Origin of the sequence: Thioalbus denitrificans (genome assembly GCF_003337735.1) — a bacterium.
Classification (GTDB): domain Bacteria; phylum Pseudomonadota; class Gammaproteobacteria; order DSM-26407; family DSM-26407; genus Thioalbus; species Thioalbus denitrificans.
Window position 1 is genome coordinate 92,663 of the sequence record NZ_QPJY01000005.1, and the last position, 26,569, is coordinate 119,231.

Below are 26,569 nucleotides of genomic sequence, written 5' to 3' on the forward strand. Positions count from 1 at the left end.
GGGGGGCCTCGTCAGGCAGGCTCCGCACGGTGGCGGAGATCCAGGGTGTAGGGATGATCGCCGGCGGGCGTCTCGGGCGGCGGGTCGACGGGGCCGGGGGTGTGGCCGTGGTCCCAGAAGCGGGCCAGCCGCCGCGCCTCCGCCTCGTTGGCATTGACCGGGAAGGTCTCGTAGTTGCGTCCGCCGGGATGGGCCACGTGGTAGGTGCAGCCGCCGAGGGCGTGGCGGTTCCAGCTGTCCACCAGGTCGAACACCAGCGGGGCGTGCGCGGCGATGGTGGGATGCAGCCCGGAGGGGGGCGACCAGGCCTTGTAGCGCACCCCGGCCACCTGCTCGCCGCGGGTGCCGGTGCGGCGCAGGGGGACGCGCCGGCCGTTGCAGGTGACCACGTGCCGGCCCTCGGTCAGGCCGCGCACCTTCAGCTGCAGCCGCTCCACCGAGCTGTCCACGAAGCGGGCGGTGCCCTGGGCGGTGACCTCCTCGCCGAGCACGTGCCAGGGCTCGATGGCGAAGCGCAGCTCGAGCTCCACGTCCCCCACCTGCACGGCGCCGTAGTGGGGGAAGCGGAACTCGAGGAAGGGATCGAACCACTCCGCCCGGAACGGGTGGCCCCAGCGGTTCAGGTCGGCGATGACGCCGCGGAAGTCGGTCTCCACGAAGTGGGGCAGCATGAAGCGGTCGTGCAGCTCGGTGCCCCAGCGCACCGGGGCGAGGTCGTAGGGATGGTCCCAGAAGCGCGCCACGAGGGCGCGGATCAGGAGCATCTGCACCGCGCTCATCTGCCAGTGGGGCGGCATCTCGAAGCCGCGGAACTCCACCAGTCCGCGGCGGCCGACCGGGGAGTCGGGCGAGTAGAGCTTGTCGATGCAGAACTCGGCGCGGTGGGTGTTGCCGGTCACGTCCACCAGCAGGTTGCGCAGCACCCGGTCCACCAGCCACGGGGCGGGCACCTCGCCGGAGGGCAGCTGCTGCAGGGCGATCTCCAGCTCGTACATGGCGTCGTCGCGGGCCTCGTCGGCGCGTGGCGCCTGGGAGGTGGGGCCGATGAACAGGCCGGAGAAGAGGTAGGAGAGGCTCGGGTGGTGCTGCCAGTAGGTCACCAGGCTGCCCAGCAGGTGGGGGCGGCGCAGGATCGGCGAGTCGGCCGGGGTGGCCCCGCCCAGGGTGACATGGTTGCCGCCGCCGGTGCCGGTGTGGCGGCCGTCGAGCATGAACTTCTCGGTGCCGAGGCGGGCCAGCCGCGCCTCCTCGTAGAGGCTCTCGGTCTGGCGGGTCAGCTCGTCCCAGCCCGTCACCGGCGGCACGTTCACCTCGATGACGCCGGGGTCGGGGGTGATGTGCAGGCGCGTGAGCCGCTCGTCGTGGGGCGGCTCGTAGCCCTCCAGCACCACCGGCAGTTCCAGCTCCCGGGCCGTGGCCTCCACCGCGGCGATGAACTCCAGCCAGTGTTCCAGGTGGGTGAGCGGGGGAATGAACAGGTGCAGGTTGCCGCCGCGCGGCTCCACGCACAGGGCGGTGCGCACCAGGTAGCCCGGTTCGCCGCCCTCCAGGTCGGCGTAGCCCTGCTCGCGCAGATCCTCCCGCGGGGCCTGTTCCGCCACCGGCGCGGCGTAGCGGGCGTGCACCTCGCCGAATTCCGCCGGCAGCACCGGCTTCGGGGCGAAGGGGTCGCGGGCGATGAGCGGCTGGCGCCTCTCCACCGGCTCCCACTGCAGGGAGTCGAGGGGCAGGCGCAGCCCCATGGGCGAGTCGCCGGGCACCAGGAACAGGTGCTCGCGGCGGAAGCGCCAGCGGCTCGAGACCCAGCGCCCGGCCTCCCCGTCCCGGGCCAGGGGCAGGGCGTAGCCCACCACCCGTTCCAGCCCGTGCTCGAACAGCCGCCGCAGGCGCGCCCGCTCCAGCGGGTGGCCCACCTTCGCGTCGAGCACGTTCACGTTCTCCGGCAGGGTGCCCTCCTTCCACAGGTAGTACTGGACGTCCTCGTAGGCGGGCAGGGCGTGATCGGCGGGCAGGCCGAGCCGGCGCGCCAGCGCCCGGCTGAAGAGGCGCGCATCGGCCTCGCCCAGGCCGGCGTCCCGCACCGGGTCGGCCAGCCAGCGTGGGTCCTGCCAGACGGGCTGGCCGTCGCCGCGCCAGAAGCAGCCGAGCGCCCAGCGCGGCAGGGGCTCGCCGGGGTACCACTTGCCCTGGCCGTGATGCAGCAGCCCGCCGGGGGCGTGGCGCTGCCACAGCCGGCGCAGCAGCACTTCGGCCCGCTCGCGCTTGTGGGGGCCGAGGGCGGCGGTGTTCCACTCGGCGCCGTCCATGTCGTCGATGGAGACGAAGGTGGGCTCCCCGCCCAGGGTCAGGCGCACGTCGCCGGCCTCCAGCGCCGCGTCCACCCGGGCGCCCATGGCCATCACCTCCGCCCACTGCGCCTCGGCGTAGGGGAAGGTGACCCGCGGGGTCTCGCGGATCCGGGTCACGCGGTTCTCGTAGCGGAAGCTCACCTCGCAGCGGTCGGTGGCGCCGGTGACCGGGGCGGCGCTGACCGCCTCGGGCGTGCAGGCGAGCGGGATGTGTCCCTCGCCGGCGAACAGGCCCGAGGTGGGGTCCAGGCCGATCCAGCCCGCGCCCGGGACGAACACCTCGGCCCAGGCGTGCAGGTCGGTGAAGTCCTCCTCGGCGCCGGAGGGGCCGTCCAGGGACTTCATGTCCGGCCTGAGCTGCACCAGGTAGCCGGAGACGAAGCGGGCGGCCAGCCCCAGGTGGCGCAGGATCTGGACCAGCAGCCAGCCCGAGTCGCGGCACGAGCCCCGGGCCCGCTCGAGGGTCTCCTCGCAGGGCTGGATACCGGGCTCGAGGCGGATGACGTAGCCGATGTCCTGCTGCAGGCGCTGGTTCAGCGCCACCAGGAAGTTCACCGTGTTCTTCGGCTCCCGCTCCACCCCGGCGAGCCACTCCCGCAGCCGCGGGCCGTCCTCGGTCACCGCGAAGTAGGGCGCCAGGTCCTTGCGCAGCTGGGCGTCGTACTCGAAGGGCCAGTCGTCGGCGTAGCTCTCGACGAAGAAGTCGAAGGGGTTGATGGTCACCAGCTCCGCCACCAGGTCCACCTCGATGACCAGCCGCTCGGTCTTGCCGGGGAAGACGAAGCGGGCCACGTGGTTGCCGAAGGCGTCCTGCTGCCAGTTCACGAAGTGATCCCCCGGCTCCACCCGCAGGCTGTAGCGGTGCACCGGCGTGCGGGTGTGGGGGGCGGGGCGCAGCCGCACCAGGTGGGGCGAGAGGGCAACCGGCCGATCGTAGTGGTACTCGGTGCGGTGGTGGATGGCGATCCGGATGGACATGTGGGCCCCTAAGTCATTGAGCCCGTTGAGGACGGGTCGGCCTGTGCAATTCTTGTCGGTGGGTGCGGGCGGGGGGCGTACAATACCCTGTGCCTGGACCGCACCAGCGCTTACAATCCACTGTAAATGTAGCCGGTCGTTGGCTCCCCGGGGTTATCGCTTCATGACATATTGTGTCGGTCTCGTACTCGAACATGGCCTGGTGATGGCCTCTGACTCGCGCACCAACGCGGGGGTGGACTACGTGACCACCTTCAGCAAGATGCACGTCTACACCCCGGCCCCGGATCGGATCTTCATCCTGCTCTCCGCGGGCAACCTCGCCACGACCCAGGAGGTGATGAACCGCATTCAGCGGGATCTCGAGCACCCCTCCGAGGTGGGCAGCCTGCTCACCGCCCGCTACATGTTCGAGGCCGCCGACTACGTGGGCAAGATCAGCCTCAGCGTGCAGCGCGACCACGGCCCGGCCCTGCAGGCCAGCGGCGTGAACGCCGAGACCACCCTGATCCTGGGCGGCCAGATCCAGGGCCAGGATCCGGGCCTGTACATGATCTACCCCCAGGGCAACTATTTCGCCGCCACACCCGAGACCCCCTATCTCCAGATCGGCGAGAACAAGTACGGCAAGCCCTCCGTCGACCGCATCGTGGACACCCGCATGAGCCTCGACGACGGCGCCCGCCTGCTGCTGGTCTCGCTGGATGCCACCACGCGCTCCAACCTCACCGTCGGCCCGCCCTTCGAACTGGCTATCTGCCCCCGGGACGCCATGCAGCTGAGCCACTACCGGAAGTACGAGGCCAACGATCCCTACCTCCAGTCCGTGCAGCAGAGCTGGAACCAGGGCATCCGCAACGCCTTCGACGGCCTGCCCCGGTTCGACTGGGAGCTGCTCCAGGCGCCTGCCGCGGGCGGTGAAACAGCCGCCGGGGCGCCTGCCGAGGCGACCCTGAAGGACCAGCAGCCCATGGCCGGCACGCCGGCGGCCCCCGAACCGCAGCAGGCGCTGTCCGCGGAGACCCCGGCGGACGGCGGCGGCCAGGCGCAGCCGGTCCCGGGCTGGACGGCCGGAGGGCAGGGCTGAGGCGCCGCCTCCGTTGCGCCCGGCTGCCCGCGATCGCGCTCCGGTTGCCGCGGTAAAGTCATAGCAATCCCGGTGCCAATCCCGGCAGCGGCCGAAATCCCCCCGCATTTCCCCGCCATGGCCGATCCGCCGGCCGGATGACGCACCAGCCTGGTGCGGGCGCGCCGGGTCACGGGCGTCCGTGGCGCACACGCCGCGCCGGGATCGCCACGAAATGTGACAATCGTCGGGGCGGGCGTGCGGTTAAGGTATATAAGCAGCCAATTATCAATCTCGCTTTACCCGCGCCGGGCGTGTAGCTCCGCCACTGCGCGGCAGGCACCGAGGGGGGAGTCATGGCCACGAAAACCAGACCGGGCGCCGGCCGGACCGCGGCGGCGAAACCCGCTGCGAAACGCACCACGGCGAAACGCACCGCGGCGAAGCGGGCCCCGGAGCAGGCAGGCGCGCTGGCGGAGGGTAGGAGACCGGAGGAGGGCAACAGCCCGGAGGAGCGTCTGCGGCGGCTGAGCGAGGAGAACCGCGCCCTCAAGGCCGCGCTGCGCAGGAGCGCGCGCAAGCTCCGCGCCGAGGAGATCCTCAAGCCCTACCAGGCCGAGCTGATCCGGCTGCAGGAGCACCTGGAGCAGACCAAGACCCGGATGATCATCCTGTTCGAGGGCCGCGACGCGGCGGGCAAGGGCGGCACCATCCGCCGGGTCACCCGCTACATGAACGAGAAGCACTACCGGGTGGTGGCGCTCGGCAGGCCCACCGAGGAGCAGCGCACCCAGTGGTTCTTCCAGAAGTACGTCACCGCGTTTCCCCGCGGCGGGGAGATGGTCCTGTTCGACCGCAGCTGGTACAACCGCGCCATGGTGGAACCGGTGTTCGGTTTCTGCACCGACCGCGAATACCAGGATTTCATGCGCGGGGTGGTGGGCTTCGAGCGCGACCTGGTGCGCCAGGGCACGGTGCTGGTGAAGCTCTACTTCAGCGTGACCCGGGAGGAGCAGGCGCGCCGCTTCCAGCGCCGCAAGGACGACCCGCTGCGGCAGTGGAAACTCTCCGAGGTGGACCTGCAGGCCCAGGATCGCTGGGACGAGTTCACCAACATGAAGTACGAGATGCTGAAGCGCACCAACTCCACCCATGCCCCCTGGACCATCATCCGCTCCGACGACAAGGTGAAGGCCCGGCTCAACGCCATCAAGGCGATCCTCAACACCGTGCCCTACGAGCGCCGCGACCCGGGCCTCGATTTCGTGCCCGCAGCGGAGGTGGTGGTCTCCGGCGCCCGCGAGCTGGAGCTGATGGAGGCCCAGCGCCTGCAGAGCGGCAAGTTCATCATCTGAGCCGAAGACGGCGACGGCCGGCTTCAGTCGTCGTCATCCTCCCCGTCATGGCCGTCCCGGCGACCCCGCTCCCGGCTCCCGTACCCGGTTGCCGGGCCCATACGGTCCCCGCCGTACCGCTTGGAGCGCCAGATGCGCTCGGCCTCGTCCTCGTCGCCGCTGCGATGGCACTCCACGCAGTTCTCGTAGTCGCGGATCCCCTCCTCCAGGTGCTCCTCGCGGATCTTCGAGCGGGAGTGCTCGTGACAGCCGTAGCAGGTGTAGCCGGCGTAGTCGTTGTCCACGTGGCAGGTTTCGCACGCGGTCTCGTGGTGGCGGTCGAAGCGGAAGTATTGGTCGTGATCGAAGGTCGCCGGCGACCAGCCCTGCTGGGTGTGGCACAGGCCGCAGTTGCCCCGGATCTTCCGGTGCAGGGAATCACCGGGATTCGCGTGGCAGCTGTCGCACTGCTCCTGCAGGGCAGGCCGCAGCAGGCCGTGGGAGAACTGGCTGATGGGACGGAAGGCCTGCACCCCCTTGTGGTCGCTGTGGCAGGCCACACAGTCATCCTCCAGCAGCTCCTGGTGGAAGGCCACGTTCTTCTTTTCGCCGGCGATGGGTTCGCCCTTGGTGGTCTTCAGTCCGATCTCAGCCACCTTGTGGCAGGCCATGCACTTCTCCGGGGAGCTGCCGATGAACGGGGTGTGGCAGGCGAAGCAGTCGCTGGAGAACCCGGCGTGGGCATCGATGTTCCTGCCCGGGCTGATCATCGGCTGTGGCATGAAGATCGCCAGCAGTACCAGGATGGCCAGGTTGACGGCAATGACGAGGGTGATCGCGCTTTTTTTCATTTCCATTGCCAGAACAGGAAGATGCTGAGGATGTGAGTGATGCCGAGCACGGCGAAGGCCAGGGTGATCGGCAGGTGGACCGCGCGCCAGCGCTTCATCAGGTCGAAGGTGGTGGCGTCCCAGAACAGGCGCCTGTCGATCTCGTCCCCGGCCAGGCCCTGGCTTGAATAGATCTCCTTCTTTGCGGCGATGAAGCGGCGCGAACGATCCAGGAGGTACTTTCCGGTCATGCCGCTGATGACGTTCACCAGCATGGCGATGAGCGCCAGCCATGGCAGGATGGCGTAGACATGGATGCCCGCGTGCACCAGGACCATAAGCGACCCCAGCCAGGTGAGGGTTTCGTGGAGGGTGAGCAGGGTTTTGGGCTTGCCGAAGCCGATCAGCTTGCGCTTGCGCATCGAGTAGAAGAACGACAGCAGGATCAGGATCGCGCCGGGTATGCCCAGGTAGCGGCCGACCCAGACCAGGTCGAACTGGTGCAGCAGGGCATCGATGATGAAGGTAGCCACGATGAGCGAACCGAACATCACCAGGAACGGGACGACTTCTTTGCGGATGAGCGATCGTTGCATGTACGTGTCTCCGGTACCCTATGCTTCCAGGGTGAGATCGCCCCTGGGCGTGGCGATGCATGGCAGGCAGTGCCCCGGTGCTATCTCGGCGTCGGGATCCTGGCTGTATTCCACCTCGCCGGCACTCAGCGCCGTCTGGCAGGAGCCGCAGCTTCCGACGCGGCAGCCGGACATCACCTCGATGCCGTTGGCCTCGGCCAGCCCCAGCAGGGAGCCGGCGGCCGGATCCCAGTCGATACGCCGGCCGGAGCGGCTGAAGGTGATGGTCGCGGGCCCGGCGGAGGGAGCCGCCACCGGTGCAGTTTTCCCGTGCTTCGGCAGTGCGGCGGGGCCGAAGGATTCGTAGTGGATGTCGCCGCTGTCCACGCCCCACGCCTCCAGGGCCGGCACCAGGCTCTCCATCAGCGGCCTGGGACCGCAGACGTAGAACTGATAGCGCATGAGCTTGAGGGTGTTGCGCAGCAGCGCCATGTCGATCCGGCCGCAGTGCTGGTAGTCGACCCCCTCCACATCGTTTTCGCGGGGCGCGCTGTAGCAGACGTGCAGGTGAAATCCGGCGTGCGTCCCGGCCAGTCCCAGCAGCCGCTCCTTCATGATGTGCTCGTTGCCGTTGCGCACACCGTAGTAGAGCCACACCTCGCGCCTGTCGCCTTGCCCGAGCACGTAGTCGAGGATGCTCAGCATGGGGGTGATGCCGATGCCGCCCCCAATCAGCACGATGGGCAGCGGTTCGTCCTCCTGCAGGTGGAAATGACCGGAGGGTGCCCTGACCAGGAGGCGGCTGCCCTCGTGCACCCGATCATGGAAGAATCCGGACGCCAGGCCGGGGGGAGCGTCGGGGTGGCCGGGGGGCGCGGGGACCCGCTTGATCGAGACCCGGTAGTGGTCCGGCCGGGGGGCGTCGGAGAGGGAGTAGCAGCGGATCACGGTTCCCAGCTCCCGGGTTTCCGGATCCTCGACGGACAGCCTGAAGGTCAGGAACTGTCCCGGCCGGAAGGGCGGCAGCGGCTTGCCGTCGACCGGGGCCAGGTAGAAGGAGCAGACGGTCCGGTTGGCGTCCTCGTACTCGCGGCGCTGGACCGTGAACTCCCTGAAGCCCTCCCAGGCGGGCAGGGCGGCAGGCGTCCGGGTGGCCGCCGTCGGGGGTGTGTGCGGAGAAATGGCCGGCGGTGCCCCGCGGACGCCAGGCTCCTGGTGCTCCTTCCGACGGCGGCGAAACCCTATCAGTACCGCGGCGGCGACCTGCGCGAGGATCGCGGCGAGGATGATCAACGCCAGGGTTCCGGTCGACATGATTGCTTTCTACTCCAATGCGGCGCACGGATCGGTGGGCGCCCCGATAACCATTCACTTTGTACCAGATTGCGCTTAAATGAACCTGAAGAGGGGATGGTGATGCCGGAATCCGGCGGATACTTCACTTCCGTACCGTGTGCCCGCCTCCTGATCGGGCGCGCCGGCTTCGACGGCTCCGGAACGCAACTTCCGGCCCGGAAATATCACTCCCGGGTTTGCCTCGGCACCGGCCTGCGTCCACACTTTTCATTGAGACCCGAACGGCCGCCTCCCGGCTTCACAACCCGTCGGCCGGGTATTGGTTCTGGTTTTGCCTGATACCGTGGAATGGCTGGGATTGCCCGCGCTTTCATCCGTTGGAGATTGCCATGACGACTGGCTACCGGCGCGCCGCCGACTATCTCTCCAGCCTGCTGGCGGAGAGCGACCTGGACGAACTCGCCGCGCGCCTGAGGCCGGACACGGGCCCGCCGTCCCCCCATGTGCCGGGCGCCGCCCTCGTCACCCCGGAGGCGGTGGAGCGGCGCTGGCAGATCCTGCCCCCGTCCATCGAGCGGGAGGATCTGCTCGATGCCCGCACCCGGCAGCAGATGGCCCTCTACGGGCACAACATCGAGAACTTCATCGGCACCGTGAAGCTGCCGGTCGGCATCGCGGGGCCGCTACGCGTGCGTGGCCTGTTCGCCCAGGGCGACTTCTACGTGCCGCTGGCCACCACGGAGGCGGCGCTGGTCGCCTCCTACAGCCGCGGGGCCATGCTCATCAGCGAGGTGGGGGGCGCCAGCGCGATGCTGCTCAACGAGGGCGTCAGCCGCTCGCCCGCCTTCGCCTTCGCCTCCCTCGAGGAGCTGGGCCGGTTCGTGGCGTGGCTGCTCGGCGAGCAGGAGTCGATCCGCCAGGCGGCCGAGGCGACCACCCGCTTCGGCAGGCTGGTCGACCTCCGGATCAGCATCGAGGGCAACCACGTCTACCTGGTGCTGGTCTACACCACCGGGGACGCGGCCGGCCAGAACATGGCCACCATCGCCACCGAGGCGGCCGTCGCCTGGATCCGGGAGCACACGCCGGTGCCGCCGCGGGCGGCCTACATCGAGGCGAACTTCTCCGGGGACAAGAAGGCGAGCGTGCAGTCGCTGCAGTCGGTGCGGGGCAGGAAGGTGACCGCCGAGGTCCGGATCCCGGCCGAGCTGGTGCGCAGGCGCCTGCACACCAGCGTCGAGGCGATGGTCGACTACGGCCGCTTCGCCACCGTGGGCGGGGTCATGTCGGGCACGCTCGGCATCGAGGGCCACTACGCCAACGGGCTGGCGGCGATGTTCATCGCCTGCGGCCAGGACGCCGCCTGCGTGGCGGAGGCGGCCGTGGGCAACACCCGCATGGAGATGACCGGGGAGGGCGAGCTGTACGTCTCGGTCACCCTGCCGAACCTGATCGTCGGCAGCGTCGGCGGCGGCACCCGGCTGCCCAGCCAGCAGGCCTGCCTCGGCCTCATGGGCCTCGCCGGCACGGGTCACGGGCGCGCCCTGGCCGAGGTGGCGGCGGCGCTGTGCCTCGCCGGCGAGATCTCCATCGTCGGCGCCATCTGCGCCGGCGAGTTCACCCGGGCCCATGCGCGCCTGGCGCGCGGCGCCCGGGAGTAGCGCGATGGCCGGCGGGCTGGAGACGGAACCGGGCTTCACCGCACGCTGGCGCATCTACTTCTCCGAGCGTTTTCCGCCCCTGCAGCATGGCGTGCTGATCGCGGCCTACGTGATCGGCGCGCTGGCCTTCAGCGCCCGCCTGCACGGCCGTCCCGATTTTCCCGGGCCGCTGCCCCTCCTGGGCGCCTTCGCCGTCACGTTCCTCCTCTTTCTGCAGCTGCGCATCCTGGACGAGTTCAAGGACTGCGGGGACGATGCCCGCTGGCGGCCCTACCGGCCGGTGCCGCGGGGGATCGTGACCCTGCGCGCCCTGGGCCGGCTGGGGGTGGGCGCGGCGGCGGTGCAGCTCGCGCTGGCGCTCCTGTTCGACCCGCGGCTGGCCCTGCCGCTGGTGGCGATCTGGATCTACGCCGGGCTGATGGGGGTGGAGTTCTTCGTCCGCGACTGGCTCAAGGCCCGCCCCGTGGCCTACATGGCCTCGCACATGGTCATCGTGCCCATGATCACCCTGTTCATCACCGCCTTCGACTGGCTGCCCCGGGGCGCCCCGGACGGGCGGCTCGGCTGGCTGCTGGCGATGAGCTACTGCGGCTTCTGCGTCATCGAGATCGGGCGCAAGATCCGCGCGCCGGCGGACGAGGAGGCGGGCGTGGAGACCTACAGCGCCCTCTGGGGCCGGCGCGGCGCGGTCGGTGCCTGGCTGGCGGCCATGGCCCTGACGGGGGCGCTGGCGGTGGGCGCCGGCCGCGTGGTCGGCGTGCCGGGCCTCACCGCGGTTTTCGCCGCGCTGCTGCTGGCGGCGGCGCTGGGCGTCGGCGTGGCGTTCCTGCGCCATCCCCGGCCCGGACGGGGCGGGCGGTTCCAGCTCCTGTCCGGGATCTGGATGCTGGGCATGTTCCTGGTGCCGGGGCTCGCCCCCTGGCTGCCCGGCAGCGGGGTGGCGTCATGAGCTGGCTGCTCCTGCCCGAGGCGATCGAGGCGGACAGCCCGGTGGGCGGCAAGGCCCGGGCGCTGGCCGGGCTGCAGCGGGCGGAGCTGCCCATTCCGCCGTGGCTGGTCGTCCTGCCGGAGGCCTTCGCCGCCAGCCTCACGCCGGCGCAGGCGGCCGCGCTTCACGCCGCGAAGGACGCCGGGGAGGTGCGCGCGGTGGTGGGAGCGGTGGCGCCCTCCGCGCCGGTGGCGGAGGCGATCCGGCGGGCCGCGGCCGACATCGCCGGCGGCGGGGAGCTCGCCGTGCGCTCCTCGGCCAGCGGGGAGGACAGCGCCGAGCACTCCTTCGCCGGGCAGCTGGAGAGCTACCTCTTCGTCCGGCCCGAAGCGGCGGCGGAGTACGTGGCGCGGGTCTGGCGGTCCGGTTTCGGCGAGCGGCTGATCGCCTACCGGAAGGAGGCCGGCCTGCCGCTCCCGCCGCGGGCGCCGGCGGTGATCATCCAGGCGGTGATCGCGGGCTCGGCATCGGGGGTCGCCTTCAGCGCCGATCCCGTGTCGGGGCGGCGCGGCATCGCCGTGGTGACGGCCGCGCCCGGCCTGGGCGGGGCGGTGGTGTCGGGCGCCACCGACGCGGACACCTGGCGGGTGGATCGCGCGGGGGCCATCGTGGAGGCGGCCATCGCCGTCAAGCAGGTCGTCCAGCGCCGCGACCCGGAGGCGCCGGATGGCGTGGCCACTGTCGCGCTGGAGGGGGAGGCGGCTTCACGGCCGACCCTCGACGCGGCGCAGGTGGCCGGGATCGCCGCGCTGGCGCGCCGGGCCGCCGCCTTCTTCGGCCGCCCCCAGGACATCGAGTGGACCCTCGGCGACGGCCGGCTCTACCTGCTGCAGAGCCGCCCCATCACCGGGCTCGCCGCGCGGCCGGATCCCGACGGGGTGCGGGCCATCTGGGACAACTCCAACATCGCCGAGAGCTACAGCGGGATCACCACGCCGCTGACCTTCTCCTTCGCGCGGCGCGCCTACGAGCATGTCTACCGCCAGTTCTGCCGCCTGTTGCGGGTGGACGAGGCGGCCATCGAGTCCCGGGCCGACATGTTCTGCTGCATGCTGGGACTGATCCGCGGCCGGGTCTACTACAACCTGTTCAACTGGTACCGCCTGGTGGCGGTGCTGCCGGGCTACGCCTTCAACCGGAAGTTCATGGAGCAGATGATGGGCGTGCCCGAGAGCCTGGCGGAGGAGACCGCCCGGGCCCTCGAGTCCGGATCGCCGCCGGCCCGTCCGGCGGCGGGGGCACGGCTGCGGGACGGACTGCGCCTGCTGGCGATGCTGTGGGGGCTGCTGCGCGCCTACGCCGGGATCAACCGCAGCGTCCGGCGCTTCCACCGCCGCATCGACGAGACCCTCGGGCCGGGCCGGCCGGATCTCTCCGGCCTGCGCCCCGAGGAGCTGGCGGCCTGTTACCGCCGCATCGAGCAGCGGCTGCTGCTGCACTGGGATGCGCCCATCGTCAACGATTTCGCCACCATGTTCTTCCACGGGCTGCTGCGCCGGCTCACCGGCGCCTGGGCGGGCGATCCCGGGGGTGCCCTGGTGAACGACCTGCTGGGCGCGGAGCGGGGCATGATCAGCAGCGAGCCGGCCGGGCGGGTACGGCGGATGGCCGCGCTCGCCATGGCTTCCGGGCCGCTCGTCGACGCCTTGTGCGAGGGCAGCCTGGCGGCCATCCGCCGCGGGATGTCCGCCCAGCCGCAGTTCGCGCGGGAGTACGAGGCCTATCTCGACCGGTTCGGCGACCGCTGCATGGAGGAGCTCAAGCTGGAGAGCCCGACGCTGTTCGACGACCCGCTGCCCCTGCTCCGCTCGGTCGGCCAGACCGCCCGGGTGCTGCGCGACGGGGGCGGGGCGCCGCCGGCCGCTACCGACGCCGGCCCGCGTGGCGAGGCGGAGGCGAAGGTCCGCGGCGCGCTGGCGGATCGGCCCCTCCGGCGGGTCCTCTTCGCCCGGGTCCTGGCGGCGGCGCGGGCGCGGGTGCGGGATCGGGAGAACCTGCGCTTCGAGCGCACCCGGGTGTTCGGCCGCGCGCGCCTGATCCTCGTGGAGATCGGCCGGCGCCTGGCGGCCCTGGATCGCCTCGACGATCCCCGGGATGTCTTCCAGCTCGAGCTGGACGAGATCCTCGCCTTCGTCGAGGGCCGCGCCACGACCACCGACCTGAAGGGGCTGGCGGCCCTGCGCCGGGCGGAGTTCGAGCGCCACCGCGCCGAACCCGCGCCCGCCGATCGCTTCGAGACCCGGGGCGTGGCCTACGTGGGGCACGCGTTCGCGCCGGAAGCGCCGCGCCCCCCGCCCACGGGCGAGACCCTGCAGGGCCTCGGCTGCTGCGCCGGGGTGGTGCGGGGGCCGGTGCGGGTGATCCGCGATCCCCGCCGGGCCGTCCTCGCCCGCGGCGAAATCATCGTCACCGAGCGCACCGACCCGGGCTGGGTCATGATCTTCCCGGCCGCGGCCGGCCTGCTGGTGGAGCGCGGCAGCCTGCTGTCCCACTCCGCCATCGTCGCCCGGGAGATGGGGCTGCCCACCATCGTGGCGCTGGCCGGGGTGACCCGGTGGCTCGCGGACGGCGACTGGGTGGAGATGGACGGCGCCAGCGGCCGGGTGACCCGCCTGCCCGCGCGCCCGCCGGGAGGTGCCGACGATGGCGGCGACTGAAGCCTCCCTCATCCGCTACGCCCAGTGCTGGGAGGACGCCGACGTGCTGCTCGACGCCCTGGCGGTGCAGCCCGGCGAGGCCTGCCTCTCCATCGGCTCCGGGGGCGAGAACTCCCTCTCCCTGCTCACCCGCGACCCGGCGCGGGTGGTCGCGGTCGACATGGAGCCGGCCCAGATCGCCTGCCTGGAGCTCAAGGCGGCGGGCTTCCGGTGCCTGGCGCACCCGGAGCTGCTGGAACTGGTGGGGGCCGTGCCCAGCGACCGCAGGGCCGCCCTCTACGCCCGGGTGCGCGGGGCGCTCTCTTCCTCCGCTCGGGCGTTCTGGGACGCCCGGCCCGCCGCCATCGCGGGGGGCGTCGGTGGGGCCGGCCGCTTCGAGCGCTATTTCGCCCTGTTCCGGCGCCATGTCCTGCCGCTCATCCACTCCCGGGCCGCGACGGACGCCCTGTTCCAGCCCCGCGCGCCGGAGGCGCGGCGGCACTTCTACGACACGGTGTGGAACAACCGCCGTTGGCGCCTGCTGTTCCGGCTGTTCTTCTCCCGGGCGGTCATCAGCCGCCTCGGGCGCGATCCCCGCTTCTTCCGCTACATCGAGGGCAGCGTCGCCCGGCGCATCATGGTGCAGGTCCGGCACGGGCTCGCGGAGCTCGATCCGGCGGACAATCCCTACCTGCAGTGGATTGCCTACGGCCGCTTCGTCTCGGCGCTGCCCCATGCCCTGCGGGCGGAGAATTTCGAGCCCATCCGCGAGCGCATCGACCGCCTCGAGCCGCGCCTCGCGCCGGTGGAGCGGATCCTGGCCGAGGCCGGGCCGGGATCGTTCAGCCGCTTCAACCTCTCCGACGTGTTCGAATATCTCCCGCCGGCCGGCTCCGACGCCCTGTTCGAGGCCGTCGCCCGGGCGGGCCGGCCGGGGGGGCGGGTCGCCTACTGGAACATGCTGGCGCAGCGGCGCCCCCCCGCGCGGCTCGCGGCGCGCTTCCGGACCCTCGAGGTGCTGGGGCGGCAGCTGCACGAGCGGGACCGGGGCTGCTTCTACCGGGCGTTCTGGGTGGACGAGCTGACATGATCCTGTCCGCGGTGCTCAATCCCTGGCTGGTGGCGGCGCTCACCTTCGGCCTGGCGCTGGCGCTGCTCGGCGCGCTGCGGGTCTACCAGGTGCGCGCGCGCCCCCGGCCCGAGCTGGCGCGCAAGCTCTTCCACCTGTCAGGCGGCCTGTTCGGGCTGTCGCTGCCCTGGCTGTTCGACGCGCTGGCGCCGGTGCTGGCGCTGGCCGCCGCGATGACGGGCCTGTTCGCCGCCCTGCGGACCGTGCCCGCGCTCCGGGACGGGCCCGGCCAGGTGCTGGCCGGCGTCCGGCGCAGGAGCGTCGGCGAGTTCTGCTTCGTCGCCAGCTTCTGCCTGCTGTTCTGGCTGGCGCGGGGGGATCGCCTCCTCTACGCCGTGCCGTTGCTGGTGCTGGCGGTGGCCGACACCTTCGCCGCCCTGGTCGGTGCGGAGTACGGCATCTCCCGGTTCCGGACCTGGAAGGGCCGCAAGAGCCTGGAGGGCTCGGCGGCCTTCTTCCTGGCGGCCTTCCTGTGCGTCTGGCTCCCGCTGCGGCTGTTCACCGACACCCCGCGGCTGGAGAGCCTGTTCATCGGGGTGAACCTGGCCCTGATGGTGATGATGGCCGAGGCTGCGGCCTGGTGGGGGCTGGACAATCTCGTCATCCCCCTGTTCGGCTTCGCCCTGCTGAAGATATTCCTGCCCATGGAGGCGGTGCAGCTGGCCGGGCACCTGGCCTTCCTGCTGGCCATCTCCCTGTTCGTCCGCCTCTGGCGCTCCCGGACCACGCTGGCCGACGACGCCCTGTTCGGCGTCTCGCTCTGGGGCTACGGGGCCTGGGCGCTGGCGGACTGGCGCTGGGTCGTCCCGCCGCTGCTGGTCATCCTGACCTACACGGCCGTCACCCGGCGCACCCCCCACGACCACTTCCGGGCCTTCAACTTCCCCGTGGTGCTGGCCAACATCACCGCCGGCCTGCTGTGGCTGCTGCTCTACCGGGCCTCGGGGCTGGCGGACGGATTCTACTTCTACCCCTTCGCCACCGCCTTTGCCGCCAATCTCGCCATCATCGCCCTGGTGCGCAACCGTCACGCCGACCCCGGGGCGCCGTGGCCGTGGGCGCTGCTGGCCGCCATCGGCAAGGGCGCGCTGCTGCTCGCCCCCTCCCTGCTCCTGGTGGACGGCGTGACGCCGGCGGCGGCCGTCAACCTGCTGGTCGGCACCGTGGCCGTGGTGATCTCGACGGCCGCCTTCGCGCTGCTGCAGCCCGCGCTCGCCGACTACCCCGTCGGCACCGCCCGCTGGCTGCGCCAGGCCCTGGTCACCACCGGCGGCTCGGCGCTCGTGCTGCTGCCCCACCTGGGACTGCCCTGGGAGCTGGGCCCGTGACCCTCACCCTGGCCAGCCTCCGTGACGCCGACCTGGCGCGGTTCTGTTCCCTGTCCGCGCCCGACGGGCCCGATCCCGGGCAGGTCCGCAGCCATGGGCCCGACGCCCTGATCCTGGCCGCCGGCGCGGGGGCGCCGGACGCCCGCGCCTCCCTGTGGTGGCGTCGCGTGCCGCCGTATCCCGGCGAGCGGATCGGGCTCATCGGCCACTACGCCGCGGCCGATGCGCAGGCCGCGGCGGCCGTCCTCGCCGCCGCCTGCGCCGAGCTCGCCCGCCGCGGCTGCACCCTGGCGGTGGGCCCCATGGATGGCAGCACCTGGCGGCGCTACCGCCTGCTCACCGATCGCGGCGGGGAGCCGCCCTTCTTCCTGGAGCCCGACAACCCGGACGACTGGCCGCGGCAGTTCGAGAGCCAGGGCTTCACCCCCCTGGCCCGCTACGTCTCCGCCCTGAACGGGGATCTCCGCCGGCCGTGGACGGCGTCCCCGGCCGCGGAGGCGTTCTCCTTCCGGCCGCTCGCGCCCGGGCGCATCGACCCGGAGCTGCGCCGGCTGTGGCGGGTGTCGATCCGCGCCTTCAGCGACAATTTTCTCTACACCCCCATCGGGGAGACGGAGTTCCACGCCATGTACCGGCGGCTGCTGCCGCTGGTGCGGCCCGAGCTGGTGCTGTTCGCGGAGCGCGACGGCGAGGCGGCCGGTTTCTGCTTCGCGCTCCCCGACCGGCTGCAGGCCCTGCGCGGCGAAGCGGTGGACACCGTCATCATCAAGACCGTGGCGGTGCTGCCCGAGTGGCGGGGTCGGGGTCTGGGGAGCGCGCTGATCGCCCGGGCCGGCGCGGCCGCGCTGCGGCTCGGCATGCGCCGGAGCATCCATGCGCTGATGCACGAGGACAACCCGTCCCGGAAAATCGGGAGCGGCCTGCTGCGGGACTTCCGCCGCTACACCCTCTACGGGAGGCGGCTGTGAACCTCGTGGAGCTGCTGGACCGGGCCGCCCGGGCCGCCCCCGGCACCCCGGCGTTCATCGACGGGCCCGCCGGCCGCGAGCGGGTCACCACCTACGCCGACCTCGAGCGCCGCTCGCGCCGCCTGGCGAGCCTCTTCGCCGCGGCCGGGCTGCGGGCCGGCGACGGAATGGCGGTCATGCTGCCCATGTCGGCGACGCTCTACACGGTCATCGCGGCGGCCTGGCGGCTGGGGCTGGTGCCCGTGTTCATGGACCCCGCGGCCGGCGGGAGGCGGCTGGCGGAGTGCGCCCGCCGCTATCCCCTGCGCGCCTTCGTGGGCACCCCCGCGGCCTGCCTGCTGCGGCTCGCCACCCGGGCGCTGCGGGAGATTCCCGCCGCCTTCGTCGCCGGCCCCTTTTTTCCGGGCGCGCGCTCCCTGGGCGCGGCGCGGCGCCTGCCGCCCCATGGGGAGACCCATCCCTGCACGGACGACTCCCCGGCCATGGTCGCCTTCACCAGCGGCAGCACCGGCCGGCCCAAGGGGATGCTGCGCACCCACGGGCTGCTGCGGGCCACCCACGCGGTGCTCTCCGCCCATGTGCGCCCCGGGCGCGGCGAGGTCGCGCTGGCGACGCTGCCGGTGTTCACCCTGAGCAACCTCGCCCGCGGGGCGACGAGCCTGATCCCGGACGTGGACCTGCGCCGCCCGGGTGCGGTCGATCCCGGCCGCCTGACCGCACAGCTGGAGCGCTGGCAGGCGCGCAGCGCCGTCGCCTCGCCGGCCCTGCTGGAGCGGATCGCGGATTACTGCCTCCGGCGCGGCCACCGCATCGACGGGTTGCGGGAGATCTTCGTCGGCGGGGCGCCGGTCTTCCCGGGGCTGCTGGAGAAGCTGCGCCTGGCCGCGCCCCGGGCCGGGGTCCGGGTGCTCTACGGCTCCACCGAGGCCGAGCCCATCGCCCTGGTCCAGGACGTGGAGCTGGGGGAGGCGGAGATGGCGCAGATGGTGCGGGGTGGGGGACTGCTGGTGGGGCGTCCGATCCCGGAGATCGAACTGCGGATCCTGCGCGAAACCGGGGCCCGATCCCCGCCCGGGGAGCCGGAGGAGGCGGCGCCCGGGCAGCCGGGCGAGATCGTGGTGGCGGGACCCCACGTGGTACCGGGCTATCTCGGCGGCGAGGGCGACGGGGAGACCAAGCTCGCCATGGCGGGGCGCACGTGGCACCGCACCGGCGACGCCGGCCGGATCGACGGGCAGGGTCGGCTGTGGCTGCTGGGCCGCTGCTCCGCGCGCATCGAGGACAGCCGCGGTATCCTCTACCCCTACGCCGTGGAGGCGGGGCTGTCGCGCCATCCCGGCATCGCCCGCAGCGCCTTCCTCTCCCACGGCGGCGAGCGGCTGCTGGTGCTGGAGCCGCGCCGGGGGGCGGTCGTGGACGTGCCCGATCTCCTCGGGCCGCTCGCCTGGGCCGGGGTGGAGGCCGTCGTGCTGGTGCGGCGCCTCCCGGTCGACGCGCGGCACAATGCGAAGGTGGATTATCCGGCGCTGCGCCGGGTCCTGGACCGGGGCGGATGGCTGCGCCGCGTCGAGGTCCGCGGCTGAGGGCGGTACGACCACAACCACAGGGAGCCAGGTGCGATGACCCGTTACCACAAGTTTCTGCTGCTGTTCTTCGCCGCGGTCTGGACCTGGGCCGCCATCGGTCCGAAGTATCCCCACGACTGGCTGCTGGAGAACTACCTGGTCTTCATCTTCGTCCCCCTCATCCTGCTGGTCAGCCGCTATTTCCGCCTGTCCGATCTCTCCTACACCCTCATCACCCTGTTCATGGCGCTGCACGTGGTCGGCTCCCACTACACCTACGCCGAGGTGCCCTTCGGCTACGACCTGCAGCAGTGGCTGGGGGCGGGCCGCAACATGTACGACCGGCTGGTCCACTTCTCCTTCGGGCTGCTGCTGGCCTATCCCCTGCGCGAGATGTTCCTGCGCATCGCCAGGACGCGGGGGGTGTGGGGCCTCTGGCTGCCCATCGAGCTGGTGCTGGCCTTCTCCGCCGGCTACGAGATCATCGAGTGGCTGGTGGCCGCCCGGGTGGACCCGGAGGCCGGCCTGGCGTTCCTGGGCACCCAGGGCGACATCTGGGATGCCCAGAAGGACATGCTGCTGGCGGGGGCGGGCGCCGTTCTGGCGATGGGAATCGTGGCCCTGGTGCACTGGCGCTACGATCCCGGCTTCGCCCGCGAGCTCCGGGAGAGCCTCTCCATCCGGGGCGGCGAGGCGCCGCTGGGCGAGGTGAAGCTGCGCGACCTGCTCGGGCGGCGGCGCAGGCCCTGAGCGACGGGCTCCTACTGGCGCGTGTGCTGCCCGCCGACGAACAGATCGTCGTTGACCGTCAGCACGTCCCGCAGCCAGCGCGAGGATCGCTCGCAGGCGGGCGTGAAGGGCGGCTCCTTGCAGACCTCGACCCGGCCGTCGTCGAGCAGGTCGTAGTGCAGCCCCGGCAGGGGGCGCACCCGCATGCCCTCCGGGGCGCGGGTGTAGTCCATGATGGTCGGCTCGTCGTAGCCGAGCAGCCCGAGCAGCAGCGCCGGCACCTCGTAGATGGGCAGGTCGCCGGTCCGCACCGGCCCGCGCGGGCCGTCGATGACGATCATCGGCGTGCTGGCGTAGAACCGGAACATCTCCGCGGTGAAGTCGCTGCGCTTCGACGCGAGCACGCCCGAGTCCACGTAGCCGGAGAAGTTCTCGCCCATGTAGGGCAGGTGATCGCCGAACACCACGATGATGCCGTCCGGATCGCGTTTCTGCAGCGCGTCGAGGAACTCCATCAGCTCGCGGGACTTGTAGTAGACCGCGTTGGCGTAGGTGCTCACCTCCTCGACCCGGGACGGCGAGGTGATGAGACCGGGGCGGGAGACGCTCAGGGGATAATTCCAGTGGCCGAAGTAGGTCACGATGTAGTCGAGCACGGGCTGCCCGGCCTCGAGCGGCGCGGCGATCTTCTCCAGCACCTGGCGGTAGAGGGAGGCGTCGGAGAGGAACTCGCGGTTCATGTCGTCGCGCCGGAAGTCCTGGATCGACCAGTAGGTCTGGAAACCAAGGCGCCGGTAGGCGTTGACGCGGTTCCAGAACACCGGCACGTTCGGGTGCGAGGCGATGGTGCGGTAGCCGCGCTCGGCCAGCAGGTGGGGCAGGCAGGGCGCGTCGTTCAGCAGCCGGCGCTCGAACTTCACGCTGTCCTTCACCACCGGGAAGCCGCACAGGATCTCGAACTCGGCGTTGGCCGTGTAGCCGCCGAACACCGGGCTCATGGCCTCGGCGTGGCCGGAGCGCTGCCAGAGCCGGCGGAACTCCGGTGTCAGCGGGTCCCGGCTGTAGTCGGCCTTCGCCAACAGGGTCGGGTCCCAGAACGACTCCAGCAGCACGATGTGCACGTTGCGCGGCGTGAAGCCGTCGTCCGCGGCGGCCGCCTGCGGGTCGTCGCCCAGCAGCCGGTTGGCGGCGGCCAGCGCGGCGTCCCGATCCGGCGGCTCGTCGGCATCGGCGAAGTAGCGCGCGCCCTCCTGCAGGGAGTAGAGGGTGGCGCCGCGGTACAGGTAGTTTGAGCGCTGGTCCCACACCGAGTTGCCGAAGCGCCGGTCCAGCGGCTCCAGTATGGCCGCGGGCTTGTAGACCAGCGTCACCCCCAGCAGTATCAGGACCATGCTGGCCAGGTAGGCGCTCCAGTGGCGCAGGGTGAAGTTGAACAGCAGCAGCGCCGTGATCATGGCCAGCGGCAGGGCCGCGGCCAGGAACTGCCAGCCCTCCAGGATCAGCAGCAGCGAACGCAGGGCATAGACATCGTCGGGCATGATGGGCCCGCCGAAGAAGGAAATCTTCACCGCGTTGCCCACGTAGAGCACCGCCATCAGCAGCCCCTGCAGGACCACGAACACCCACTTGCGGCGTGACAGCGCGAACAGCGCGTAGGCGACCAGCAGCTGCAGCAGGAAGTCGTAGGGCACCGCCCGGTAGGCGATGCTCACGTCGAACTGCAGTGCGCTGACCAGGTAGTAGATCGCGTAGAAGATTGCCGTGGAGGCGACGGGAAGGAGCTTCGGCAGCAGGGATCCGAGCGCGGATCTGAGTCTGGACATGGGCGGGCTCGCGGGGGGCGGGTGATTCCGTGGCTCAATGATACCCGAGTCCGGCGGCCGGGCAGGAGATGCGGGCGGGCGGCGGGGAGCTACCGGGACGCCCCTGGTGGTGCCGCATTTTGCCCGTCCACTGTCCGGTCGACGTGACTCATTCCCGCCACCACAGCACCAGGCCCAGTTCCGCGGGTACCCGGGCGTCCGGGTGCCAGGGGACGACGCGGGGGGTGAAGTGTTCGGCGGGGCGGTCGGTGAGGATGCGCCCCCGGTAGCGGTAGCCGTTGCTCGCCCCCGGGATCTCGCCGTCGCGCTCCAGCGCCTGGCGCACCGCGGGGGCGCCGCGCTCCGGGTCGGGATCGGCGTAGATCTCCACCGCCACGGCGTCGGGCGGCAGGTCGCCCAGGTAGACCTGGATCTCCATCTCCCAGCCGTCCTCGACGTGGGTGACCCGGCGCTGGCCCCAGTGGATCTCGTCCCAGTCGTGGCGCAGCGCCGCGCTCCAGGCCTGGAGATTGCGCCCCGCAGCGCCGTTGTCGGCGCGGCGCCGGCCGACTTCCCGCGCGGCGGGGAGGTAGTGGCGCTCCACGTACTCCTGCACCATGCGGTTGGTGCTGAAGCGGGGGGCGAGGCGGGCCATGCTGGCGCGCATCCGCGCCACCCAGGCCCGGGGGATGCCGGCCTCGTCGCGGTCGTAGAAGGCGGTGACGACCTCCGCCTCCAGCAGCCGGTAGAGGGCCTCGGCGTCGCGGGCGTCCTCCTCCTCGCCCACGTCGGGGCGGTTGTCGCCCAGGGCCCAGCCTACCTCCGGCTCCCACGCCTCGGCCCACCAGCCGTCCAGGGAGGAGAGGTTGAGGCCGCCGTTGACCAGCACCTTCATGCCGCTGGTGCCGCTCGCCTCCCAGGGGCGCCTCGGGGTATTGATCCAGACGTCCACCCCCTGCACCAGCTCCTGGGCCAGCGCGATGTCGTAGTCCTCCATGAACACCACCCGGCGGCGCACTTCCGGCTGCTGGGCGAAGCGGGCCCAGGCGCGCACGTAGCGCTTGCCGAGCGCGTCCTCCGGGTGGGCCTTGCCGGCCACGATGACCTGCACCGGACGGTCCGGGTCGTTGAGCAGCCGGGCGAGACGCTCCGGGTCGCGCAGCAGCAGGTTGGGGCGCTTGTAGTCGGTGAAGCGGCGGGCGAAGCCGATGGTGAGTATGTTGGGATCCAGCACCTCGCCGGCCACGGCCACGTCCGCCTCGCCGCGCTGGGCCAGCTGGCGGTGCAGGCGCCGCCGGGCCCGGTGGACCAGGTCGGCGCGCTGGCGTCCGCGCAGATCCCACAGGGTGGCGTCGTCCACCGCGGCCATCGGCTCTTCCAGGGGCTCGTGGTGGCCGAGCCAGCGGTCCTTGCCGCAGGCCTCGGTCCACAGGGCGTCGGCCCAGGCCGAGTCCCAGGAGGGGACGTGGACGCCGTTGGTGACATGCCCCACCGGCACCTCGGACCGGGGCCAGTCCGGGTAGAGGGGCTGGAAGATGGCGCGGCTGACCTCGCCGTGCAGCCGGCTGACGCCGTTGATGGAGCCGCAGGTGCGCGCCGCCAACCAGGCCATGTTGAACAGCTCGCCGTCGTCGTCGCCGTCGATGCGGCCGAGCGCCGCCAGCTCGCCGGCGGGCACGCCGAGCCGCTCGGCGTAGTGGCGGGCGTACTTGTCCAGCAGCTCGTAGTCGTAGGTGTCGAAGGCGGCCGCCACCGGGGTGTGGGTGGTGAAGACGTTGCCGGGCCGGGTGGCCCACAGGGCCTCGCGCAGATCGACCCCGTGGCGCTCCATGAAGGCGCGCGCCCGCTCCAGGGTGACGAAGGCGGCATGGCCCTCGTTCAGGTGGCAGACGTCCACCTCCAGCGCCAGGGCCTCGATGAGGCGCCAGCCGCCGATGCCGAGCGCGATCTCCTGCAGCAGCCGCTGCTCGGCGCCGCCGCCGTAGAGCTTGCCGGTGATGCCGCGGTCGGCGGGCATGTTCAGGGGGTCGTTGCTGTCGAGCAGGTAGAGGGGAATCCGCCCCACCTGCGCCTTCCAGGCCCGCAGCCGCAGGGTGCGCCCGGGCAGGTGGATGGGTACCCACAGCCAGGCGCCGTCCGGTCCCTCCACCGGCTCCACCGGCAGGGTGGTGGTGTCGTTGTAGGGGTAGAGCTCCAGCTGGCGGCCGTCGGCATCGAGCACCTGGTGGAAGTAGCCCTCCTGGTAGAGCAGGCCCACGCCCACCAGCGGCAGCCCCAGGTCGCTGGCGGACTTGAGGTGATCGCCGGCCAGCACGCCGAGCCCTCCCGCGTAGAGCGGCAGGGCCTCGCCGAGCCCGAACTCCATGCTGAAGTAGGCCACCCCCCGCAGCCCGGCGTCGCCGTGCTGGGCGCTGAACCAGCCGGGGCGCGCGCAGTAGGCGTCGCGGGCCTCGGTGAGGGAGCGCAGGTGCTCCAGGAACCGGGCATCCCCGGCCAGCGACTCGAGGCGGCCGCGGGGAAGGTTCTGGAGGATGACGTAGGGGTTCTCGGTGACCGCCCAGCTGTCCGGGTCCATGGCCTCCCACAGCCGGTCGCCGGCGTGGCTCCAGGTCCAGCGCAGATCGGTGATGAGGTCCACCAGCGGGGCCAGCGGCCCGGGCAGCTCCTCGGCCCGGGGGCGGTAGCGTCTCATGGCGTCTCTCCCCAGCGCCAGTTGCGCACCTCGGGCAGGTCCTCGCCGTGGCGGGCGATGTACTCGCGGTGCCCGGTGCGCTTGTCGCGCATGAGCTGCTTCACGTAGGCCGCCCGGACGCCGAGACCCGGCACCCGGTCGATGACGTCCCCCACCAGGTGGAAGCGGTCCAGATCGTTGCGCACCACCATGTCGAAGGGGGTGGTGGTGGTGCCCTCCTCCTTGTAGCCGCGCACGTGCAGGTTGCGGTGGTTGGTGCGGCGGTAGGTGAGGCGGTGGATGAGCCACGGGTAGCCGTGGTAGGCGAAGAGGATGGGCCGGTCGGTGGTGAACAGGCTGTCGAAGTCCCGGTCGGTGAGGCCGCTGGGGTGCTCCTCCCGCGGCTGCAGGGTCATGAGGTCCACCACGTTGACGACCCGCACCCTGAGCTCCGGCAGGTGCTCGCGCAGCAGCTGCGCGGCCGCCAGCACCTCCAGGGTGGGCACGTCGCCGGCGGCCGCCAGCACCACGTCGGGCTCGCCGCCGCGGTCGCTGCTGGCCCACTCCCAGATGCCGATGCCGGCGCTGCAGTGGTTGATGGCCGCCTCCATGGAGAGCCACTGGGGCTCGGGCTGCTTGCCGGCGACGATGACGTTGATGAAGTCGCGGCTCCTCAGGCAGCGGTCGGCCACGTAGAGCAGGCAGTTGGCGTCCGGCGGCAGGTAGACGCGGATGGTGTCCGCCTTCTTGTTCACCACCAGGTCGATGAAGCCCGGGTCCTGGTGGGAGAAGCCGTTGTGGTCCTGGCGCCAGACGTGGGAGGTGAGCAGGTAGGTGAGGGAGGCGATGGGTCGCCGCCAGGGCACCTCCTTGCTCACCTTCAGCCACTTGGCGTGCTGGTTGAACATGGAGTCGACGATGTGGATGAAGGCCTCGTAGCAGGAGAAGAAGCCGTGGCGGCCGGTGAGCAGGTAGCCCTCCAGCCAGCCCTGGCAGGTGTGCTCGGAGAGGATCTCCATCACCCGGCCGTCGGCGGCGAGGTGGTCGTCGCCGGGCAGGCGCTCGGCCATCCAGCTGCGCCCGGTCACCTCGAACAGGGCGCCGAGGCGGTTGGAGGCGGTCTCGTCGGGCCCCATCACCCGGAAGTTGCGCGACTCCAGGTTGCGCCGCATCACCTCCCGCAGCCAGCCCCCCAGGACCCGGGTGGATTCGGCCTCCGCGGCGCCGGGCACGGTGACCTCCACCGCGTGGTCGCGGAAGTCGGGCAGGCGCAGCTTGCGCAGCAGCAGCCCGCCGTTGGCCTGGGGATTGGCGCCCATGCGTCGTGCTCCGGCGGGAGCCAAGGCGGCCAGCTCCGGACGCAGCCGGCCCTCCGCGTCGAACAGCTCTCCGGGCCGGTAGCCGGCCAGCCACTGCTCCAGCTGGGCCAGGTGCTCCGGGTTGGTGTGGATCCCGGACAGCGGCACCTGGTGGGAGCGCCAGGTGCCCTCGGCGGGCAGTCCATCCACCACCTTCGGGCCGGTCCAGCCCTTGGGGGAGCGCAGCACGATCATGGGCCACGGCGGACGCGCGCCGGCCCCGCCGCCGCGGGCGGCGGCCTGGATCGCCGCGATCTCGTCGAACACCGCGTCCAGGGTGGCGGCCATGGCCTGGTGCATGAGCGCCGGGTCGTCGCCGGAGACGAAGCGCGGGGCGTAGCCGTAGCCGCGCAGGAGGCTCTCCAGCTCCGCCTCGGGGATGCGCGCGAGCAGCGTGGGATTGGCGATCTTGTAGCCGTTGAGGTGGAGGATGGGCAGCACGGCGCCGTCGGTGGCGGGATTGAGGAACTTGTTGGAGTGCCAGGCGGTGGCCAGCGGGCCGGTCTCCGCCTCGCCGTCGCCCACCACGCAGCAGGCCACGAGGCCGGGATTGTCGAACACCGCCCCGAAGGCGTGGGAAAGGGCGTAGCCCAGCTCGCCGCCCTCGTGAATGGATCCGGGCGTCTCGGGGGTGGCGTGGCTGCCCACCCCGCCGGGGAAGGAGAACTGCTTGAACAGCCGGCGCATCCCCTCGGCGTCGGCGCTCACGTCCGGGTAGAGCTCGCTGTAGCTGCCCTCGAGCCAGGTGTTGGCGGTCAGCGCCGGTCCGCCGTGGCCGGGCCCGGCGATGAAGATGAGGTCGAGATCGCGGGCGCGGATGATGCGGTTGAGGTGCAGGTAGAGGAAGTTGAGCCCGGGGGTGGTGCCCCAGTGGCCCAGCAGCCGCGGCTTCACGTGCCCGGCCCGCAGCGGCTCGCGCAGCAGCGGGTTGTCGAGCAGGTAGATCTGGCCCACGGAGAGGTAGTTGGCGGCCCGCCAGTAGGCGTCCATGCGGGCCAGTTCGTCGGGCGCGAGAGGCCCCGGGGCGGGGGCGGGGGTGTTCGCGGACATGTTCCGGCCTCCCTGCAGGCGGTGGAACGTCGGGCGCCCGGACGCGGGTGGGCGCGCCGGGCAGGTGTCCTATAAGGCTAAACCAGGGGCGGTTAAGCGCAAGTCGAGGTCAGGACAGGGGGCAGGGAACGTGGGCAGGGGATAAGGTTGGGCCGTGCTCTCACGCACCACGGTGATGGGTGATGCGTTATGGGTGATGGGATGAACGGCATCACGCATTCACGCATTCACGCATTCACGCATTCACGCATTCACGC

General features: G+C 71.7%; 17 protein-coding genes. 10 read left to right on the forward strand and 7 right to left on the reverse strand.

Annotated features, from left to right (window positions below; all coding sequences use genetic code 11):
- Positions 1–11 precede the first annotated feature (11 nt).
- Positions 12–3,326: a transglutaminase family protein gene (locus tag DFQ59_RS11540; RefSeq protein WP_114279861.1), complete on the reverse strand. Its 3,315-nt coding sequence runs from the start codon at positions 3,324–3,326 to the stop codon at positions 12–14.
- A 163-nt stretch (positions 3,327–3,489) separates the two neighbouring features.
- Between DFQ59_RS11540 and DFQ59_RS11545 the strand changes: the two genes are divergently transcribed.
- Both DFQ59_RS11545 and ppk2 read left to right on the forward strand, forming a co-directional pair.
- Positions 3,490–4,413, forward strand: a complete 924-nt coding sequence (locus DFQ59_RS11545; protein ID WP_245937264.1) for a proteasome-type protease — start codon at positions 3,490–3,492, stop codon at positions 4,411–4,413.
- Between the two features lie 335 nt (positions 4,414–4,748).
- Positions 4,749–5,747 (forward strand): polyphosphate kinase 2, encoded by a 999-nt coding sequence (gene ppk2 / locus DFQ59_RS11550; protein ID WP_211314911.1) that lies wholly within the window; start codon positions 4,749–4,751, stop codon positions 5,745–5,747.
- A gap of 23 nt (positions 5,748–5,770) precedes the next feature.
- Here ppk2 and DFQ59_RS11555 read toward each other — a convergent pair whose 3' ends face one another.
- From DFQ59_RS11555 to DFQ59_RS11565, 3 genes are read right to left on the reverse strand one after another with little or no spacing between them, the layout of a single operon-like run.
- Positions 5,771–6,577, reverse strand: a complete 807-nt coding sequence (locus DFQ59_RS11555) for a cytochrome c3 family protein (protein WP_114279862.1) — start codon at positions 6,575–6,577, stop codon at positions 5,771–5,773.
- Entirely contained in the window at positions 6,574–7,152 is a 579-nt protein-coding gene (locus DFQ59_RS11560; RefSeq protein ID WP_114279863.1) for a hypothetical protein, read from the reverse strand. Before DFQ59_RS11560 ends, DFQ59_RS11555 begins: the two co-directional genes overlap by 4 nt.
- Positions 7,153–7,170: 18 nt before the next feature.
- Entirely contained in the window at positions 7,171–8,445 is a 1,275-nt protein-coding gene (locus DFQ59_RS11565) for a 2Fe-2S iron-sulfur cluster-binding protein (protein WP_114279864.1), read from the reverse strand.
- Between the two features lie 371 nt (positions 8,446–8,816).
- On the opposite strand from DFQ59_RS11565, the gene DFQ59_RS11570 reads away from it, so the two are divergent.
- From DFQ59_RS11570 to DFQ59_RS11605, 8 genes are read left to right on the forward strand one after another with little or no spacing between them, the layout of a single operon-like run.
- Positions 8,817–10,088 carry a hydroxymethylglutaryl-CoA reductase gene (locus tag DFQ59_RS11570; protein WP_114279865.1) on the forward strand — a complete coding sequence of 424 codons (1,272 nt, stop codon included), beginning with the start codon at positions 8,817–8,819 and terminating at the stop codon, positions 10,086–10,088.
- Between the two features lie 4 nt (positions 10,089–10,092).
- Positions 10,093–11,037: a UbiA family prenyltransferase gene (locus DFQ59_RS11575; protein WP_114279866.1), complete on the forward strand. Its 945-nt coding sequence runs from the start codon at positions 10,093–10,095 to the stop codon at positions 11,035–11,037.
- Positions 11,034–13,733 carry a PEP/pyruvate-binding domain-containing protein gene (locus tag DFQ59_RS11580; protein WP_114279867.1) on the forward strand — a complete coding sequence of 900 codons (2,700 nt, stop codon included), beginning with the start codon at positions 11,034–11,036 and terminating at the stop codon, positions 13,731–13,733. The genes DFQ59_RS11575 and DFQ59_RS11580 overlap by 4 nt, the downstream gene beginning before the upstream one ends.
- Positions 13,720–14,802: a BtaA family protein gene (locus DFQ59_RS11585; RefSeq protein ID WP_114279868.1), complete on the forward strand. Its 1,083-nt coding sequence runs from the start codon at positions 13,720–13,722 to the stop codon at positions 14,800–14,802. The genes DFQ59_RS11580 and DFQ59_RS11585 overlap by 14 nt, the downstream gene beginning before the upstream one ends.
- Positions 14,799–16,169, forward strand: coding sequence for a diacylglycerol/polyprenol kinase family protein (locus DFQ59_RS11590; RefSeq protein ID WP_114279869.1), 1,371 nt, complete (start codon positions 14,799–14,801; stop codon positions 16,167–16,169). The genes DFQ59_RS11585 and DFQ59_RS11590 overlap by 4 nt, the downstream gene beginning before the upstream one ends.
- Positions 16,166–17,137 (forward strand): GNAT family N-acetyltransferase, encoded by a 972-nt coding sequence (locus tag DFQ59_RS11595; protein WP_114279870.1) that lies wholly within the window; start codon positions 16,166–16,168, stop codon positions 17,135–17,137. The genes DFQ59_RS11590 and DFQ59_RS11595 overlap by 4 nt, the downstream gene beginning before the upstream one ends.
- The gene (locus tag DFQ59_RS11600; protein ID WP_170142138.1) at positions 17,134–18,720 is read left to right on the forward strand and encodes an AMP-binding protein; all 1,587 of its coding nucleotides are present in this window, start codon (positions 17,134–17,136) and stop codon (positions 18,718–18,720) included. The genes DFQ59_RS11595 and DFQ59_RS11600 overlap by 4 nt, the downstream gene beginning before the upstream one ends.
- Positions 18,721–18,756: 36 nt before the next feature.
- Positions 18,757–19,452, forward strand: a complete 696-nt coding sequence (locus tag DFQ59_RS11605) for a DUF2238 domain-containing protein (protein ID WP_114279872.1) — start codon at positions 18,757–18,759, stop codon at positions 19,450–19,452.
- 11 nt (positions 19,453–19,463) lie between these two features.
- On the opposite strand, the gene DFQ59_RS11610 is transcribed toward DFQ59_RS11605, so the two are convergent.
- The 3 genes from DFQ59_RS11610 to DFQ59_RS11620 all read right to left on the reverse strand — a co-directional run bounded on the left by DFQ59_RS11610 (position 19,464) and on the right by DFQ59_RS11620 (position 26,312).
- Positions 19,464–21,254 (reverse strand): LTA synthase family protein, encoded by a 1,791-nt coding sequence (locus tag DFQ59_RS11610; RefSeq protein WP_211314913.1) that lies wholly within the window; start codon positions 21,252–21,254, stop codon positions 19,464–19,466.
- A gap of 148 nt (positions 21,255–21,402) precedes the next feature.
- Positions 21,403–23,925 carry an alpha-glucan family phosphorylase gene (gene glgP, locus DFQ59_RS11615; protein WP_114279873.1) on the reverse strand — a complete coding sequence of 841 codons (2,523 nt, stop codon included), beginning with the start codon at positions 23,923–23,925 and terminating at the stop codon, positions 21,403–21,405.
- Positions 23,922–26,312: a phosphoketolase family protein gene (locus DFQ59_RS11620; protein WP_114279874.1), complete on the reverse strand. Its 2,391-nt coding sequence runs from the start codon at positions 26,310–26,312 to the stop codon at positions 23,922–23,924. Before DFQ59_RS11620 ends, glgP begins: the two co-directional genes overlap by 4 nt.
- Positions 26,313–26,569 lie beyond the last annotated feature (257 nt).

What these genes read in the sequence shown, in the direction of transcription:
- DFQ59_RS11560 (WP_114279863.1), bottom strand. Translation starts at nt 7,152, where the DNA reads ATGCAACGATCGCTCATCCGCAAAGAAGTCGTCCCGTTCCTGGTGATG.
- DFQ59_RS11570 (WP_114279865.1), top strand. Translation starts at nt 8,817, where the DNA reads ATGACGACTGGCTACCGGCGCGCCGCCGACTATCTCTCCAGCCTGCTG.
- DFQ59_RS11620 (WP_114279874.1), bottom strand. Translation starts at nt 26,312, where the DNA reads ATGTCCGCGAACACCCCCGCCCCCGCCCCGGGGCCTCTCGCGCCCGAC.
- DFQ59_RS11590 (WP_114279869.1), top strand. Translation starts at nt 14,799, where the DNA reads ATGATCCTGTCCGCGGTGCTCAATCCCTGGCTGGTGGCGGCGCTCACC.
- DFQ59_RS11585 (WP_114279868.1), top strand. Translation starts at nt 13,720, where the DNA reads ATGGCGGCGACTGAAGCCTCCCTCATCCGCTACGCCCAGTGCTGGGAG.
- ppk2 (WP_211314911.1), top strand. Translation starts at nt 4,749, where the DNA reads ATGGCCACGAAAACCAGACCGGGCGCCGGCCGGACCGCGGCGGCGAAA.
- DFQ59_RS11555 (WP_114279862.1), bottom strand. Translation starts at nt 6,577, where the DNA reads ATGAAAAAAAGCGCGATCACCCTCGTCATTGCCGTCAACCTGGCCATC.
- DFQ59_RS11545 (WP_245937264.1), top strand. Translation starts at nt 3,490, where the DNA reads ATGACATATTGTGTCGGTCTCGTACTCGAACATGGCCTGGTGATGGCC.
- DFQ59_RS11575 (WP_114279866.1), top strand. Translation starts at nt 10,093, where the DNA reads ATGGCCGGCGGGCTGGAGACGGAACCGGGCTTCACCGCACGCTGGCGC.
- glgP (WP_114279873.1), bottom strand. Translation starts at nt 23,925, where the DNA reads ATGAGACGCTACCGCCCCCGGGCCGAGGAGCTGCCCGGGCCGCTGGCC.
- DFQ59_RS11540 (WP_114279861.1), bottom strand. Translation starts at nt 3,326, where the DNA reads ATGTCCATCCGGATCGCCATCCACCACCGCACCGAGTACCACTACGAT.
- DFQ59_RS11565 (WP_114279864.1), bottom strand. Translation starts at nt 8,445, where the DNA reads ATGTCGACCGGAACCCTGGCGTTGATCATCCTCGCCGCGATCCTCGCG.
- DFQ59_RS11605 (WP_114279872.1), top strand. Translation starts at nt 18,757, where the DNA reads ATGACCCGTTACCACAAGTTTCTGCTGCTGTTCTTCGCCGCGGTCTGG.
- DFQ59_RS11580 (WP_114279867.1), top strand. Translation starts at nt 11,034, where the DNA reads ATGAGCTGGCTGCTCCTGCCCGAGGCGATCGAGGCGGACAGCCCGGTG.
- DFQ59_RS11610 (WP_211314913.1), bottom strand. Translation starts at nt 21,254, where the DNA reads ATGTCCAGACTCAGATCCGCGCTCGGATCCCTGCTGCCGAAGCTCCTT.